This is a genomic window from Sphingomonas changbaiensis NBRC 104936 (genome assembly GCF_000974765.1).
GTDB classification, from domain to species: domain Bacteria; phylum Pseudomonadota; class Alphaproteobacteria; order Sphingomonadales; family Sphingomonadaceae; genus Sphingomonas_B; species Sphingomonas_B changbaiensis.
The window spans coordinates 16,725-31,954 of sequence record NZ_BBWU01000023.1 but is presented as its reverse complement, the minus strand read 5'-3'; the positions used below and the strand labels follow the sequence as shown (position 1 = coordinate 31,954).

Here is a 15,230-nt window from a genome sequence, read left to right as displayed (position 1 = left end):
CGTTGCAGACGACCCGGCTGCTGATCTCCGGACGCGTGCAGGGCGTCGGCTATCGCGATTGGGCGCAGAGCCAGGCGCTCGCGTTCGGGCTGAACGGATGGGTGCGCAACCTGCGCGACGGGCGGGTCGAATTGGTGGCGAGCGGCGAGGATGCGCCGCTTGCTCGTTTCGTCGAAGCGCTTCGGCAGGGACCGTCGCTGGCGCGCGTCGACGCTGTGGCGGAGCAGCCGGGCGAGGCGCTGTCAGTCTCTGGCTTCGAGGTCAGGCCGACGGCCTAGGCGCGCGGGCCAATGGTTCGGGTCCAGCGGCTTCAGCCCGTCGATGCTCGTGCTGGTCATGACTCTCTCGGGCTCGACGGTCACGTCGCGCCAGGGCAGCGCGTGGAGCGTTTCGCCGAGGCCTCCGACGCCGCCGCTGCCGACCACAAGATATTCGATGCCGCCGTCGCTGCAGCGGGCCATCGCGTCGACTGTCGAGCCGATCGTTTCGCCCTTAGCGGACAGCAGTGGTGAGCCGGTGAGCGCGGAGACGGGAAAGAGCGTCGGCGCGTTCTGGTGCTCGCTGCGCTCGGCCGCCGCGCGCGCGCCGTCGTCGAGTCGCGCCTGGCGGCCCAGCCAGCGCCAGACGCCGATCAGGTTCACCGCGGTCAGGAACAGGTTCTGCCACAGCAGGTTCGACTGGTCCGTGGTCGCGCCATAGGTCGTCCAGGCCAGCGAGCCGATCGTGAACACGATGAACCCCCAGCCGGTCACGCGCGTGCCAAGGTTCGCGGCGGTCATGCAGGCGGCAAGGGTGGTCGCGATCGGCGCCATCCAGCTGGAGAGTTCTTCCATCCCGCGCGAACCCGCCACTGCGGGCGATCGTTCCGCTTAAGAAAGAGCCCGCGCGAGGATGTCGCGCGGGCTCAGGGACGGAACTCGTTTCGCTTAGAAGCGGAAGCCGGCGGCGATGCCGTAGCGGCGCGGTTCCAGCGTGAAGGCGTTGGTGAACAGGCCCGAGGACTGATCGGTCACGTACAGGCCGGTGATCGCGTTGTTCTTTGTCAGGTTCTGCACGAAGGCGCGGACGAAATAGCGATCATCCGGCCCGTTCAGCTGGATCTGCGCATTGACGACTTCATAGCCCTGGATGCGGTTGATCGGCTGATTGAAGATGCTGCCGTAATAGCCGCCGGTATAGGTCAGATCGATCCGTGGGACGAGCGTCCAGTCGTTGGCGAAGTAGGCGGTGTACTGGAGGCCGGCCGAGAACTTGTACTGCGGCGATTGCGGCAGCTGGTTGCCGCGAATGTTCACCGGCACGCCCGCTTCGAGGACGGTGACGGCCGCGGCCGGCGTGGCCGCCGCGACGCCTGCGAGCAGCGAGCAGACGCTGAACGCGCCGGTGGTGTTGGTGCCGGGGATCGGCGTCGTGCCCTGCAGGCCGGTATTCGGGCCGAGGCCGCCAAAGGCCGGAGCGGAGAAGGCGCCGGCGTTGATGCCCGCGTTGACGTTGTTCACGAAGCCGTTCGACACGGCCGGGTTGCCGCTGTTGGAAACGACGGCGCAGTTCGACGCGTTCGTCAGGTCCTTGATGATGACGGCATCGGCGCGGCCACCCGACACGTCCTGCGGATTGACCAGGAACTTGTCGGCGGAAACGCGGGTGTGAAGGTAGCTGAAGCCCAGATTCGCGAGCACCGACCGCATGGGATGGATGATCGCTTCCGCCTCGAGGCCGTAGATATCCGCGTTGACATTGTCGTTGACCGACGTGCGCGCGACGATGCGGCTGAGCTGCAACTGCTTGTACTGATAGTAGAAGGCGGTGAAGTTCAGGCGCACCGTGCCGTCGAGGAACGTGTTCTTCGAACCGATCTCGAACGCGTTCACGGTTTCGGGGCCGAACGACACCGGCACCGCCGTCACCGGCGAGAGCGGTGGATTGATGCCGCCTGATTTGTAGCCGCGCGAATAGGAGAAATAGAGCAGGTTACGGTCAGTGATCTGCCAGTCGAGCACCGCGCGACCGGTCAGCCGTCCGAATTTCACATTGTTGATCGCGAGCGGCTGGTTGCCGGTGATCGACGGGTCGGCGTCAAAGCACGCGAAACTGGGCGCGCTGTAGGCGTCCGTCGTGCTCAGCGGCACCGGGCAGTTCAGCAGGGTCGTCCGCGCGACGACATGCTTGTCGTCGTGATTGTAACGAAGGCCGGCGGTCAGCTTCAGCCGATCCGTCACGTCGTAATAGGCTTCGCCGAAGATGCCATAGCTTTTCAGGTGATAGACGAGCGACTGGTTGCGGTAGAAAGGCGTCGCCAGGTAGCCCGCGCCGCCGCCGAGCAGGCCGGCAGCATAATCGAGGCCGAACGAGTTCACGTAATAGCTGTTGTCCTTGACCGTATAGTCCAGATAGCCGGCGCCGATCAGGAAGTTGAGCGGTCCCGAGAACTTCGAGGTCAGGATGCCTTCGCCGAACCACTGGTGGCCGTGGGCGTCGGACCGGTCGAAATCGAGGCTGGTCGGCGCGCATACCTTGTGCCCGCCGAACACGCCGGTGCCGGTTTCTTCCGCCGTCGATTGACAGAGGCTGCTGGGGCCGTTGGGGATCAGCGCGTTGCGGACGGCGAGATAGCCGGGCCCGAGCAGGCCCGCGCCGGCAAAGGCGTTGAATGCGTTCAGGCCGGGGTTGTTCGCGTAGGACCGCTCGATGCCGATATTGTAGTCGACGGTCGAGTCGGTCGAGCCCTCGGTATAGCCCCCGTCCAGCTTCAGGTTCAGCGATCCAATCGCCTGATTGAAGTTCAGCAGGACCTGCTTCTCGTTGGTGCGGAAGCGGGGCAGCGAGTCGATGTTGACCGTGCGGACGTTCGCCGGATTGACGTAGCCGGTATAGACGTCTCCGTCGGTCTGGTAGACGCTGCCGAGCGCGAATGGCGCCAGCGGAGCCGTCGACCCCCTCAGCCGGAGGAATTCGCTCGAGGTCAGGATCGACGCCAGCGTGGCGTCGCCATTCAGCTGCTCGAAGCCGAGCCGGTCGGGAAGGCAGCCGAGAATGCCGGTCGGGTCGCGGTGGCAGAGCTGCTTCTGGATGCGCGAGCGATCGTCATTCTCGCGGAAATAGTGGCCGACGATGTCCAAAGTGGTGTCGGCGCTGGGCTCCCACCGGATCGATCCGCGGATGTCGTACTGGTCGCGGCCGTCGATCCGCTGGTTGTTGAACAGGTTCTTGGTGAAGCCGTCGCGGTTCAGGTAATAGCCGGCGACGCGCACGCCGATCGTTTCGGTGAGCGGCAGGTTGAACATGCCCTTCACGCGCACGCTCTGGTAATTCCCGTATTCCACCTCACCCGACGCGTGGATCCCGGTCAGGTCCGGCTTGGCGGTGATGAAGTTGATCACGCCGCCGGTCGCGTTGCGGCCGAACAGCGTGCCTTGCGGCCCGCGCAGCACTTCGATGCGCTCGACGTCGAAGAACTCGTTCTGGAAGATCGGGGAGCCCAGGACCGGCACGTCGTTGACGTGCACGGCAGTGGCCGCGTCGCAGGTGACGCCGACGCACAGGTCGCCGATGCCGCGGATGTTGAACGACGACGAGGAGGTGAAATTGCTCTTGGTATAGGTGATGTTCGGCAGCGAGAGCTGAAGGTCGCTGGTCGAGTTGATCTGCTGCTGCCGGAGAGAGTCGGAGCTGAACGCGGACACGGCGATCGGCACGCTCTGCAGCGCTTCGGACTGACGCTGCGCGGTGACGATGATGTCGCCGATCCCCTGGTCCGTCGCGGCCGCGGATGTAGCTGCGCCTTGCGGCGGCGACGCCCCGGCATCCTGAGCGGCGGCGGGGACGGCCGCCAGCAAAGCCAGTGCAGTCGCGCCCAGCAGATCGAACTTACGCGTCATGTGCATCCCTCCCCAATAGCTGCCGTATCGGCCGCGGACGCATTGTTGCGTCTCTTCGAGGCGGATCATGCTTATTGTTTCATTTCGGTCAATAAAGATTGCCTTGAGAATCGCGGATTTCTGCCGGTTGTGGCGCTTCTGCCGCACTGGGCTTGCATGCCGTAGCGTCATTTGCGCGTGCGGATCGGCGCCCTATATCGGCGCCGGGAGCAATAAAGGGCCGGCTTAGTGGGCGATCATCTGGAAGACGGCGATCTGATCGAGACTCCGGGGAAGATTCCGGTCCCTCGCAACGTCGCAAAGGCGGTTCGGACATTGCTTGCCTGGGCGGGCGACGATCCCGATCGCGAAGGGCTGGCCGACACGCCCCTGCGCGTCGCGCGCGCGTGGAAGGAATATTGCCAGGGCTATGACGAAGATCCGTCCGCCCACCTCAGCCGCACGTTCGAGGAAGTCGGCGGCTATGACGAGATCGTGCTGTTGCGCGACATTCCGTTCCAGTCGCATTGCGAGCACCACATGGCGCCAATCATCGGCAAGGCACACATCGCCTATCTGCCGAAGGACCGGGTGGTCGGCATCTCGAAGCTCGCGCGCGTGCTGCACGGCTTTGCGCGGCGGCTGCAGGTGCAGGAGCGGCTAACCGCCGAAGTCGCCGACTGTATCTGGGATAATCTCCAGCCGCAGGGTGTCGCGGTTGTGATCGAGGCGAGCCACAGCTGCATGGCCGCCCGCGGCGTCCGCACGCCCGGCGTGGTGATGACCACCAGCCGCATGATGGGCGTCTTCCGCGAGGACGAGCGCAGCCGCAAGGAAGTGCTGGCGCTGATGGGGTGCTAGGCGCGAACGAAGGTCCCGTTCGTTTCGAGCGAAGTCGAGAAACGATTGGCCCGACGTGCGCGCTTCTCGACTTCGCTCGAAGCGAACGGAGTTTGGTCGCCGGAACAGAAACCTTCGTCGCGCCCATCGACTTATTTCGCCCCTGTGTCGCACTTCACAGCCGCTCCCGCGCGACTCGTTTATCTGGGGTTCATGCTCAGGAACATCATCCCGCTCATGGCCTCGCTCACCGCGCTGCTTTCCACGCTGTACATGTACGCGGCGTAGCGGAGGCAACCGGAACTCCGCTCGATCATTGGACGCCCATGATCGCCAAAGCCGTTCCCGTCGCCATTGCCCTGACTTCGCTTGCTGCTACTCTGTTTGCCGTCGTCGCCTGCAGCTGAGCGTGCCCCATGAATGCGTGACGCGTTCGAGCCCTATTCGCCGCTGAATGTCCTGAAGCCGTTCGCCGACGGCGTATGGATCGTCGACGGGCCTGAAATCGCGATGGGCTATCTGGGGCTGAAGCTGCCGTTTCCCACGCGGATGACGGTGGTGCGGCTGCCGGACGGCGGTTTATGGCTGCATTCGCCGATTGCGCTCGACCACGCGCTTGCCGAAGCAATCGCCGCGCTCGGCCCGGTGCGCCACCTGATCGCGCCCAACTCGCTTCATTACTGGTGGATTCCGGATTGGGCCGCGCGCTTTCCAGGGGCCCAGGTCCATGCGGTTCCCGGCCTTGACCGCGCCGCCAAGCGGCCGCTGCCGCTGCATCGAGTGCTGGGCGACACCTCCGATCCTGCCTGGGCGGACGCGATCGATCAGGTGCTGGTGCCAGGCGGACTGCTGACCGAAGCGGATTTCTTCCACCGCTCGTCACGCACGCTGATCCTGACCGACCTTATCGAGAATTTCGAGCCGCGGCGCATCCGTTCGCGGCTCCTGCGCACGATCATCAGATGGTCGGGCGCGGCCGATCCGGACGGCAAGGCACCGATCGACATGCGACTGAGCTTCTGGCGCCACAGGCGCACGCTTCGCACCGCCGTGCGCCGGATGATCGGCTGGGCGCCGGAGCGGATCATTCTCGCCCATGGCCGCTGCTACGACCGCGACGGCATCGCCGAGCTGAAACGCGCCTTCCGCTGGGCGGTATAGATCCTCCCCTGGAAGGGGAGGGGGACCGCCGCGAAGCGGTGGTGGAGGGGTGTCACCGTTCGAGATTTACTCCACCGCTGACACCCCTCCGTCGCGCTGGGCGCCACCTCCCCTCGAAGGGGAGGATTTACTCGGTCCGTTCATCCTCTGGCGTCGGCGCTGTGTTCGAGCGGGTGGCGACATGGCCGCCGAGGGCGCTCGCGTTTTCGTCGGCTCGATCGTCCGTGTCCTCACGCTTGCGTCGGGGCGTGGCGTGGGGAGCGGCCGTGCCTTGCTCCACGTCCCTGAGCGTCGGGTCGCGGACGTTGTTCTTGCCTTTGCCGCTGCCGCTGTTGTCGCGCATCGCTGATCTCCTTTGACGGGACCAACGAGCGCCAAGGAAAAGGGCTCCGCTCCGGGGTGGAGCGAAGCCCTTGTTTCCTTCTTCGTCATGCCGGACTTGATCCGGCATCCACCTGCCTTTCAAAGAAGGTGGACCCCGGCTCAAGGCCGGGGTGACGACGAATATCGGTGCTAAGCCGCGGCTTCCTCGCCCTCGGCTGCCGGCGCCGCGGTCGCGGCGGCGATGTCGCCCGGCTCGGCGTTCGGGTCGAACGCTTCGGTGAAGCCGGCCGCGTCCTTTTCGAACATCTCGGCCATCACGTCGACGCCCTTCGCCTGCAGCTCGGCCTCTTCAGGCGAGCGGGCGACGTTGACGGTGATCGTGACCGAAACCTCGGGGTGAAGAGCCACCTTGACCGTGTTCACGCCGATCGCCTTGATCGGCTTGTCGAGCACGATCTGGTTCTTCTGAACCTTCGTGCCGTCGGCCTGCAGCGCTTCCGCGATGTCGCGGACCGAGACCGAGCCGTAGAGCTGGCCGGTGTTCGACGCCTGGCGGATCAGCGTGACCGACTTGCCGTCGATGCCCTTCGAATCCGTTTCCGCGGTCGCCTTGCGGGCCGCGTTGTCGGCCTCGATCTGGGCGCGGTTGGCTTCGAATACCTTGCGGTTGGCTTCGTTGGCGCGCAGCGCCTTCTTGCGGGGCAGGAGGAAGTTGCGCGCAAAGCCCGGCTTCACGGAGACGACGTCCCCGATGCCGCCCAGCTTTTCGACGCGTTCAAGCAGAATGACGTCCATGAGGGCGGTTCCTTACTTCACGATGTAGGGCAGGAGGCCGAGGTGCCGCGCGCGCTTGATCGCCTGGGCGAGCTCGCGCTGCTTCTTGGCCGAAACCGCGGTGATGCGGCTGGGGACGATCTTGCCACGCTCGGACACGAAGCCCTGGAGCAGGCGGACGTCCTTATAGTCGATCCGGGGAGCGTCCTTCGCGGAGAAGGGGCAGCTCTTGCGGCGGCGGAAAAAGGGGCGTGCCATTATCTTTAAGCTCCCATCTCGTCGCGTTCGTCGCGGCGGCGGCGGCCTTCGCTGCGCTCGCTCTTGCGCATCATCACCGACGGGCCCTGCTCATGCGCGTCGACACGGACGGTCATGTAGCGGATCACGTCTTCGTTGATCGCGGTCTGGCGTTCCAGCTCGGCGACGGCGCCGGCCGGCGCGTCGATGTCGAGCATCACGTAATGCGCCTTGCGGTTCTTCTTGACCCGGTAGGCAAGGTTGCGGAGACCCCAGGTCTCGGTCTTCACGACCTTGCCCTGATTGTCTTCGATGATCTTGGTGGCGGTTTCCGCCAGCTGGTCCACTTGCGCCTGCGCCAAATCCTGGCGCGCAAGGAACACGTGCTCGTAAAGAGCCATGTTGGTCCTTCGATGTTGGCCGATCGCTGACGCCGCCCCATGCGGACGCCCCTCCGGCTGTCGTCTCAATGCTAAGCGGGGCGGAGAGACTGGCTCTCCACCCCGGAAAGCGGCCAATGCACGAAATCAGTCTCGAACGCAAGGCCGGCGGGGATGCGAGGCGGGAGCCCTGCGTCCCTCGGACTCGGTATAGCATGCGGGACGACGGTGAGCCATTCTGTTAGGAGTAATTGGGCCAAGGACTAACTCATTTCTCCTCCCGATAGGAGAGGGGATCAATTAGGGTTGCGGCGTGACTCGGAAGCGTTTGACTCCCATTGCGCGGCGGCTTCGGCGGGAGCGGACTGAGGTTGAGGATCGGCTTTGGTTTCACTTGCGCGGCCGACGGCTTGAGAATGCGAAGTTTCGGTTTCAGATGCCGGTCGGCGGACACGTCGCCGATTTTGGTTGCTTTGAGGCGAAGCTGATCGTCGAGCTGGATGGCAGCCAGCATGCAGAGCAGTTGGAGGTGGATGCGGCGCGCACGCGTTCGCTGGAGCAGGCTGGTTATGCCGTGCTGCGATTTTGGAATTCGGATGTGAATGAGAATCTGGACGGCGTGTTGGAGCGGATACGGGAGCATCTGCTGATCGCGCGAGGAGCTTAGGTCCCTCTCCCATTGGGAGAGGGCGACTCGCGGCAACCCCGCGAGCGGGGTGAGGGGAGACGAAGCGAGACGTTATGCTCCCGATCCCCTCACCCGGTCGCGCTGATGCGCGACTCGACCTCTCCCAATGGGAGAGGTGGGTTCACTCCGCCGCTATCGCCATTGGTTCTGCCCGCGGTCCCCGGATCACCTTGCCCGGGCGCGCGGGCTGGAGTTCCCCGCCGCGGAAGGTGACTTCGCCCGACTTCACCGTCGCCACATAGCCGCGCGCCTTTTGCAGCAGGCGGCGGCCGCCGGCGGGGAGGTCCCAGGCCAGGTACGGCTTCTCCAAGGTGAGGGCGTCGAGGTCGATCACGTTCAGGTCGGCGAGATAGCCGGGGCGGAGCAGGCCGCGGTCGTTGAGGCCGTAGAGCAAGGCCGTGTCGCGGCATTGGCGGCGGACGGCGAGTTCCAGCGGGATCGTGCCACGCGCGCGGTCGCGGACCCAATGCTGGAGCAGGAAGGTCGGCGAGGCGGCGTCGCAGATCGTGCCGCAATGGGCGCCGCCGTCGGATAGCGAAATGACGATGTCGTCGCGGTTCAGCAGCAGGTCGCGAACAAAGTCGAGATTGCCGTCGGCATAGTTCAACAGCGGCAGGTAGACGAAGCCGTTGCCCTCGTCCGCCATCAGCATGTCATAGGCGATCTCTTGTGGGCTCCGGCCCTGTGCGGCTGCAACGGCGGCGATGCTCTCCTCCGGCATCGGCTCGTAATTGGGGACTGTCCCCAATTTGAATTGCATGCCCCAGCCGCCGGTCACGATCATCAGCAGCGGGGCGATATCCGGGTGCGGCGGCGGCAGATTGTCTTCGGCGAGCAGCTGCGCCTTGAACGCCGGGTCGGACAGGCGGGCATATTGCTCCGGCCAGGGCAGGTCGGCAATCGCCTGCCAGCTCGGGCGCAGGCGGAACGGGTGCACGGTGCCGCGCCAGTTCATCAATATGCCGGTGCCGCGCAGCGAGATCTGCGCGACGACGTTCGCGCCATTGTCGTTGGCGTGTGCGGTCGAGCGCATCTGCTCGATCCAGTGCATCGCCTTCAAGGGCGACTGGAGCATCGCGAACGTGACGGGCAGGCCGGTCTCCTTCGACAGCCTCTCCATCCAGCCGAACTCGTTCCATTCGGGATTGAGGTCGGATGCCATTTCGAACACGCCATGGCCGACGCGCGCCATCGCCCGGCCGATGCCGATCAGCTCCTCAGCCGTCGCGGTGGTGCCGGGGACAAGCTCGCCGTCAATCGACTTGTGGATCACCGTGCGGCTGGTCGAGAAGCCGAGCGCGCCGGCGCGGAGCCCTTCCTCGACGATGCGCGACATCTCGGCTATCTCCGCCTCTGTCGGCGCATCGTTGCGCGCTCCACGCTCGCCCATCACATAGGCGCGAACCGCGCCGTGCGGCACATGGCAGCCGACGTCGATCGTGCGCGGCAGCTTCTCCAGCGCCGTCATGTATTCGGGAAAGCTCTCCCAATTCCAGGTCATGCCTTCGGCCAGCGCGGTGCCGGGAATGTCCTCGACGCCTTCCATCAGGCCGATCAGCCATTGGTGCCGCTCGGGCGCGGCGGGCGCGAAGCCGACGCCGCAATTGCCCATCACGACCGTGGTGACGCCGTGCCATGACGAGGGCGCCATCTCCGCGTCCCAGGTCGCCTGGCCGTCATAATGGGTGTGGATGTCAACGAAGCCGGGGATGACGATCTTGCCCGCCGCATCGATCTCCTCGCGGCCGGGGGAGGGGATCTGGCCGACGGCTGTGATCAGCCCGCCGTCGATCGCCATATCCGCCTGGAATGGCGCGCCCCCGGATCCGTCGACCACCGTCCCGCCGCGAATCACCAGGTCGTGCATGAGGCCTCTCCTGCTGTTTACGTAAGCGGTAACATCTTCCCTCTCCCGTTGGGAGAGGGCGACTCAGGCCGGCAGGCCTGAGCGGGGTGAGGGCGAATGGCGTCTGACTGCGGTCGCCCTCACCCGGTCGCGCTTTCGCGCGACTCGACCTCTCCCAATGGGAGAGGTAGAGATTCGGCATGAGCACGCAGCCCGCCCGCATCGCTTTCGACGTCGATCCTGGCGATCATCTGTCGCTGCCCGGCTGGCTCTACCATGACCCGGAGTTCTTCGAGGCAGAGGCCGCGCGCTTCCTGCGCGCGGCGCCGCAAGTGGTGTGCCATGTGAACGAGCTCGCCCGCCCCGGCGAGTGGCGGAGCTTCGATTACCTCGGCGAAAGCGTGATCGTGATCCGCGGCGACGACGGCGCGGTGCGCGCCTTCGCGAACGTATGCCGTCACCGCGGCTCGCGGCTGACCGACGGCACCGGCGGCTGCGCAAAGAAGCTCGTCTGCCCCTATCACGCCTGGACCTACGATCTCGACGGGCGGCTGACCGGCGTGCCGATGAAGACGCAATATCCGGGGCTGGATCAGTCGAAACTCGGCCTGTTCCCGATCGCGGTGGAGCTGTGGCGCGGCTTCGTGTTCGTGACGCTGGAGCCCGGCGCGCCCTCAGTCGCCGAGATGATGGCGCCGTACGAGCATGAGATCGCGCCTTACCGCTTCGAGGAACTGCAGCCGATCGGCCGCGTGACGCTCCGCCCGCGCGCGCTCAACTGGAAGACGATTGCCGACAATTATTCGGATGGGCTGCACATCCCGGTCGGCCATCCCGGACTGACGCGGCTGTTCGGGCGGTCCTATGACATCGAGGCGAACGCGCATGTCGACCGCATGTCCGGCCTGCTGGTCGAGCGCCCCTCGGCCAACCCGAGCGAGCGGGCCTATCAGCATTTCCTGCCGAGCGTCGCGCATCTGCCGGAGGCGCAGCAGCGGCTGTGGCTCTATTACAAGCTCTGGCCGAACGTCGCGTTCGACATCTACCCGGACCAGGTCGATTTCATGCAGTTCCTGCCGACCTCGTCGACCACGACAACGATCCGCGAGATCAGCTACGCGCTTCCGGACGACCGCCGCGAAATGCGGGCGGCGCGGTACCTCAACTGGCGGATCAACCGCCAGGTCAATGCCGAGGACACGAAGCTGATCGAGCGGGTCCAGGCGGGCATGGCATCGCCCAGCTACGTCGCCGGGCCGCTGGGCGAGAGCGAGGTCTGCCTGAGGAGCTTCGCCCGCAAGGTCCGGCGACTGATTCCGGAAGCGCGTCTGCCGCACGCGCCGACACCCGGCTGGAGCCGGCGTGCGCCTGTTCAGGCCGTCGACTGAGCGGCAGCGGGCACTCTGCTCATCAGCCAGAAGAGCGGCAGTCCGCTCAGCAGCAGCGCGATGCTCCACAGCGTCGACTCTGCCCCCACGCCCCAAAAGGCCCAAAGGCAATAGATCAGGCCGATCAGCGCGAGCGCGCCGACCGCCTTCGATTGCGGCGCCAGCGTCAACTTCAACGCAGCGGCGGCGCAGGCGAAGTAGAGCAGCAGCGATGTCGCCGCAGAGATAAGCCCCATGAACGTGAACAGGCCCGTCAGCGAGCGGCTGTAGTTGGTCAGCACGAGCAGCGAGGCCAGCATGCTCGACAGCGTCTGTGCCCGAACCGGCGCGCCGCTGCGCGCGGTGACGCCGAACCAGGCCGGGAACACCGCCGCGCGCGCGAGCGTCAGCGGCACCTCGCCTGAACAGAGCACCCACCCGTTCAGGGCACCGAGCGCGCTGATGACGGCGAAGGAGGCAATGAAGTCGACGGCCTTCGATCCAAGGAACGGCTGGACCGCGTCCGCGAACGGTGCGGGGGACGCGGCGGCTTGTGAGCCGGGCAGGAGCAGCAGCACTCCAGCACAGGCCAGCAGCGAAAACAATCCCGCGATCAGCGTCCCGGCGACGGTCGCGCGCGGGACGGTCCGCTCCGGATCCCGCACCTTCCCAACCGGCAGGGTCGCCGACTCAAACCCGATCACCGACCAGAGCGCGAGCGCCGCCGCGCCTGCAATCCCGCCGCCCGTCACCGGCACGGGCACCAGACGGACGTGGCGTTCGGCCCCGGACCCGAACAGCCAAGCGGCGAGCAGGAACACCGCAATCAGCGGCACAAGCTTCAAGATGGTCGTGATCACTTGCGTGACGCCTGCAGCGCGGGCCCCGCGCATGTTGATCAGCGTGAACAGCCAGACCAGGCCAATGGCGACGGCAGCAGCGGAACCGGGCGTCGCGCCGATCGCGGGAAAAAGCCGGCTCAGATAGCTGGTCGCCGCGATCGCGATGGCGGCGTTGGCCGTCCAAATGGATATCCAATAGCTCCACATGACCATGAAGGCCGCCAGCGGCCCGAACGCCTCGCGCGTGTATGCATAGGGCCCGCCCGAGCGGCCTTTCGCCAATTCCGCCAGCACGAAGGCGAGGCACAGCGCGCCGCCAATCGTGATGAGCCAGCCGATGACCGCGTTGATCCCGAACGGCGCCAGCGCGGCGGGCAGCAGGAACACGCCCGCGCCGATGATGTTGCCGACGACCAGCGCCAGGCACATCCAGAAGCCGAGCGCACGATGCTGTTGCGGTTCGATATCGGCGGCCATCATCGGCCCTCCCCGGACGCGGGGTGTTGCAGCATTCGGTGCCGGGCGCAATGCAATGCTTGCGCCGGCCGTGAGCCGGTCTTAGCCCTCACCCGGCATGCGCATTGCTGTCCTTCTGAACCGGTCGTGCGGGACGCTTGTGCGCAATCCCGATTTGCTCGAGCAGGCGCGCGATGCATTTGCCGCCGCGGGCCTGGAGGCTGATTTCCAGGCGCTTCCGCCTGAATGCATCCGGGACCGGACTGGGGAACTCATAAAGGCGGGCGATCTCGACGTGCTGGTCATTGCCGGCGGCGACGGAACGGTCGGGTCGATCGCGGGGCTGCTCGCTGGCACCGATATCGCGCTGGGCGTGCTCCCGTTCGGGACGCTCAACCATTTCGCGCGCGACGCCGGAATTCCCGCCGATGTCGAAGGCGCGGTCGCGGTGATCGCCGCCGGGCGCGTCCGCCATGTCGATATCGCCGAAGTGAACGGACGCGTGTTCGTCAACAACAGCTCGGTCGGGCTCTATCCGCTGATGGTGCGCGATCGGGAACGGCAGCAGGAGCATCTGGGCCGCGGCAAATGGCCGGCGATGGCGCGCGCCGCCGGCCGCGCGCTTTGGCGCCTTTCCAAATGGCGGCTGCGGATCAATGTGGACGGGGAGACGGCGCAGGTTGAAACGCCGATCCTGTTCGTCGGCAACAACCGCTACGAAACGGGCCTGTTCGGTCTTGGCACGCGCGCTTCGCTCGACGAAGGGCAGCTGTTCCTGTGCGCGATCAAGGCACGAACCCGGACCGGCCTTGCCAAGGCGATGCTGCGCGCGCTGCTCGGCCGGCTCGACGAAGCGCGCGATTTTGTCGTGATTTCCGGCCGTGAGGCGCGCGTCGACAGCCCGCGGGGACGCTTGCACGTGGCTGCCGACGGCGAGGCGATGGTGCTCGAAACGCCGCTTCGCTATCGCATCCGCCCCAAGGCGCTGAAGCTGATCGCGCCGCTTGCATCGGACGCGGGAGCTTCCTAACCGGCGCCCTTCTCAACAAGGGTCAGGAACATGCGCGCATTCATCTTTCCGGGGCAGGGCAGCCAGGCCGTCGGCATGGGGCAGGCTCTGGCAGACGCCAGCGCCGCGGCGCGCGAGGTCTTCCAGGAAGTGGACGAAGCGCTCGGCCAGAACCTGTTCCGGCTGATGTGCGAGGGGCCGGCGGACGAGCTGACGCTCACTGAAAACGCCCAGCCGGCGATCATGGCGAACGCGATTGCGACCCTGCGCGTGCTGGAGCGCGAGGGTGGCGTGCGGCTCGCCGACAAGGCCGAGTTCGTCGCCGGCCATTCGCTCGGCGAATACACGGCGCTTTGCGCGGCGGAGGCACTGGACCTGACCACCACCGCCAAGCTGCTGCGACTGCGCGGGCAGGCGATGCAGGCGGCGGTGCCGGTCGGCGTCGGCGCGATGGCCGCGATCCTGAAGCTTGAGTTCGATGCGGTCGCGAAGATTGCCGCGGATGCAGCGCAGGGCGAGGTCTGCACCGTCGCGAACGACAATGCGCCGGGCCAGGTCGTGATCTCCGGTCACAAGGCGGCGATCGATCGCGCGTCGGATCTGGTGAAGGCCGCCGGCGGCCGCGCAATGCCGCTGCCGGTCTCCGCGCCGTTCCACTGCCCGCTGATGCAGCCTGCCGCCGAAGCGATGGCGGATGCGCTCGGCAAGGCAGACCTGCGCGCGCCGCTGGTGCCGGTCTACGCAAACGTCACCGCCGCGCCGGTCGCAGACCCGGCCGACATCCGCCGCCTGCTGGTGGAGCAGGTAACCGGCACCGTCCGCTGGCGGGAAAGCATCCTCGCGATGCAATCGGCGGGCGTCCACCAGTTCGTCGAACTCGGCGGCAAGGTCCTCGCCCCCATGATCAAACGCATCACCCCCGACGCCGAGGCGGTGAGCGTCGTTTCGATGGAGGACATCGAGGGACTGGCGAAGTCTCTTTAGGGTTCACGCGAAGCCGCGAAGACGCGAAGGGGAGCGATGCGGGACCTTGAAACTATCAGCGCCGACGTTGTCGATCTCGCACTGAAGCTGCATCGGGAGCTTGGCCCAGGGCTGCTCGAAAGCGTTTACGAGACGGTTCTCGCCGGCAAACTCAGTGCAATGGGCTATAGGGTCGATCGGCAACTGCCGATCGACATCGAGTTCGACGGCATGCGTTTCGAGAATGCATTCCGCGTCGACATTCTTATTGATGGTCGTCTCTTGCTTGAGATCAAATCTGTCGAGCACCTGTCCCAAGCGCATGCGAAGCAGTTGCTGACCTATCTGCGCCTCATGAAGCAACCATTGGGCCTACTGATAAATTTCGGTGCGGCGACCTTGAAGGAAGGGCTCCGACGCGTGGTCAATGACCACACTTCCTTCGCGTCTTCGCGTCTTCGCGTGAACAAAATTCAGGAGTGAACA

Annotated in this window: 16 protein-coding genes; 8 read left to right on the top strand and 8 right to left on the bottom strand. The window is 65.8% G+C overall.

The window, feature by feature from the left end; all coding sequences use genetic code 11:
* The first annotated feature begins 2 nt into the window (after window positions 1-2).
* Window positions 3-278: an acylphosphatase gene (locus SCH01S_RS05775; RefSeq protein WP_046347838.1), complete on the top strand. Its 276-nt coding sequence runs from the start codon at window positions 3-5 to the stop codon at window positions 276-278.
* Here SCH01S_RS05775 and SCH01S_RS05770 read toward each other — a convergent pair.
* Entirely contained in the window at window positions 243-851 is a 609-nt protein-coding gene (locus SCH01S_RS05770) for a PRC-barrel domain-containing protein (protein ID WP_046347837.1), read from the bottom strand. The two genes, SCH01S_RS05775 and SCH01S_RS05770, sit on opposite strands and share 36 nt — an antisense overlap.
* Window positions 852-926: 75 nt before the next feature.
* Window positions 927-3,878, bottom strand: coding sequence for a TonB-dependent receptor (locus SCH01S_RS05765; RefSeq protein WP_046347852.1), 2,952 nt, complete (start codon window positions 3,876-3,878; stop codon window positions 927-929).
* Window positions 3,879-4,106: 228 nt separating this feature from the next.
* On the opposite strand from SCH01S_RS05765, the gene folE reads away from it, so the two are divergent.
* Both folE and SCH01S_RS05755 read left to right on the top strand, forming a co-directional pair.
* Window positions 4,107-4,718 (top strand): GTP cyclohydrolase I FolE, encoded by a 612-nt coding sequence (gene folE, locus SCH01S_RS05760; RefSeq protein ID WP_046347836.1) that lies wholly within the window; start codon window positions 4,107-4,109, stop codon window positions 4,716-4,718.
* 399 nt (window positions 4,719-5,117) lie between these two features.
* On the top strand, window positions 5,118-5,858 hold the full coding sequence (locus tag SCH01S_RS05755) for a DUF4336 domain-containing protein (RefSeq protein ID WP_046347835.1): 741 nt from the start codon (window positions 5,118-5,120) through the stop codon (window positions 5,856-5,858).
* A gap of 127 nt (window positions 5,859-5,985) precedes the next feature.
* Here SCH01S_RS05755 and SCH01S_RS05750 read toward each other — a convergent pair whose 3' ends face one another.
* From SCH01S_RS05750 to rpsF, 4 genes are all read right to left on the bottom strand, one after another.
* The gene (locus SCH01S_RS05750) at window positions 5,986-6,201 is read right to left on the bottom strand and encodes a hypothetical protein (RefSeq protein WP_046347834.1); all 216 of its coding nucleotides are present in this window, start codon (window positions 6,199-6,201) and stop codon (window positions 5,986-5,988) included.
* A 170-nt stretch (window positions 6,202-6,371) separates the two neighbouring features.
* The gene (rplI, locus tag SCH01S_RS05745; RefSeq protein ID WP_046347833.1) at window positions 6,372-6,977 is read right to left on the bottom strand and encodes a 50S ribosomal protein L9; all 606 of its coding nucleotides are present in this window, start codon (window positions 6,975-6,977) and stop codon (window positions 6,372-6,374) included.
* Between the two features lie 12 nt (window positions 6,978-6,989).
* Window positions 6,990-7,214: a 30S ribosomal protein S18 gene (gene rpsR / locus SCH01S_RS05740; protein ID WP_046347832.1), complete on the bottom strand. Its 225-nt coding sequence runs from the start codon at window positions 7,212-7,214 to the stop codon at window positions 6,990-6,992.
* A 5-nt stretch (window positions 7,215-7,219) separates the two neighbouring features.
* A complete protein-coding gene (gene rpsF, locus SCH01S_RS05735) occupies window positions 7,220-7,594 on the bottom strand; it encodes a 30S ribosomal protein S6 (RefSeq protein ID WP_046347831.1) in 375 nt (124 codons plus the stop codon).
* A gap of 292 nt (window positions 7,595-7,886) precedes the next feature.
* On the opposite strand from rpsF, the gene SCH01S_RS05730 reads away from it, so the two are divergent.
* Window positions 7,887-8,240, top strand: coding sequence for an endonuclease domain-containing protein (locus SCH01S_RS05730; protein ID WP_046347830.1), 354 nt, complete (start codon window positions 7,887-7,889; stop codon window positions 8,238-8,240).
* A gap of 142 nt (window positions 8,241-8,382) precedes the next feature.
* Here the strand turns inward: SCH01S_RS05730 and SCH01S_RS05725 are convergent, their stop codons facing one another.
* Window positions 8,383-10,128: an N-acyl-D-amino-acid deacylase family protein gene (locus tag SCH01S_RS05725; RefSeq protein WP_046347829.1), complete on the bottom strand. Its 1,746-nt coding sequence runs from the start codon at window positions 10,126-10,128 to the stop codon at window positions 8,383-8,385.
* A gap of 179 nt (window positions 10,129-10,307) precedes the next feature.
* Here SCH01S_RS05725 and SCH01S_RS05720 point away from each other — a divergent pair, with 179 nt between their 5' ends.
* Complete coding sequence (locus SCH01S_RS05720; RefSeq protein WP_046347828.1) at window positions 10,308-11,495, top strand: aromatic ring-hydroxylating oxygenase subunit alpha; 1,188 nt, start codon at window positions 10,308-10,310, stop codon at window positions 11,493-11,495.
* On the opposite strand, the gene SCH01S_RS05715 is transcribed toward SCH01S_RS05720, so the two are convergent.
* On the bottom strand, window positions 11,480-12,796 hold the full coding sequence (locus SCH01S_RS05715; protein WP_052733799.1) for an amino acid permease: 1,317 nt from the start codon (window positions 12,794-12,796) through the stop codon (window positions 11,480-11,482). The two genes, SCH01S_RS05720 and SCH01S_RS05715, sit on opposite strands and share 16 nt — an antisense overlap.
* Window positions 12,797-12,890: 94 nt before the next feature.
* Between SCH01S_RS05715 and SCH01S_RS05710 the strand changes: the two genes are divergently transcribed.
* The 3 genes from SCH01S_RS05710 to SCH01S_RS05700 are packed head-to-tail and all read left to right on the top strand — an operon-like array spanning window position 12,891 to window position 15,227.
* Window positions 12,891-13,802: a diacylglycerol/lipid kinase family protein gene (locus tag SCH01S_RS05710; protein WP_046347827.1), complete on the top strand. Its 912-nt coding sequence runs from the start codon at window positions 12,891-12,893 to the stop codon at window positions 13,800-13,802.
* A gap of 30 nt (window positions 13,803-13,832) precedes the next feature.
* On the top strand, window positions 13,833-14,765 hold the full coding sequence (gene fabD / locus SCH01S_RS05705; protein WP_046347826.1) for an ACP S-malonyltransferase: 933 nt from the start codon (window positions 13,833-13,835) through the stop codon (window positions 14,763-14,765).
* A gap of 36 nt (window positions 14,766-14,801) precedes the next feature.
* Window positions 14,802-15,227 (top strand): GxxExxY protein, encoded by a 426-nt coding sequence (locus tag SCH01S_RS05700; RefSeq protein WP_046347825.1) that lies wholly within the window; start codon window positions 14,802-14,804, stop codon window positions 15,225-15,227.
* The last annotated feature ends 3 nt before the right edge of the window (window positions 15,228-15,230 follow it).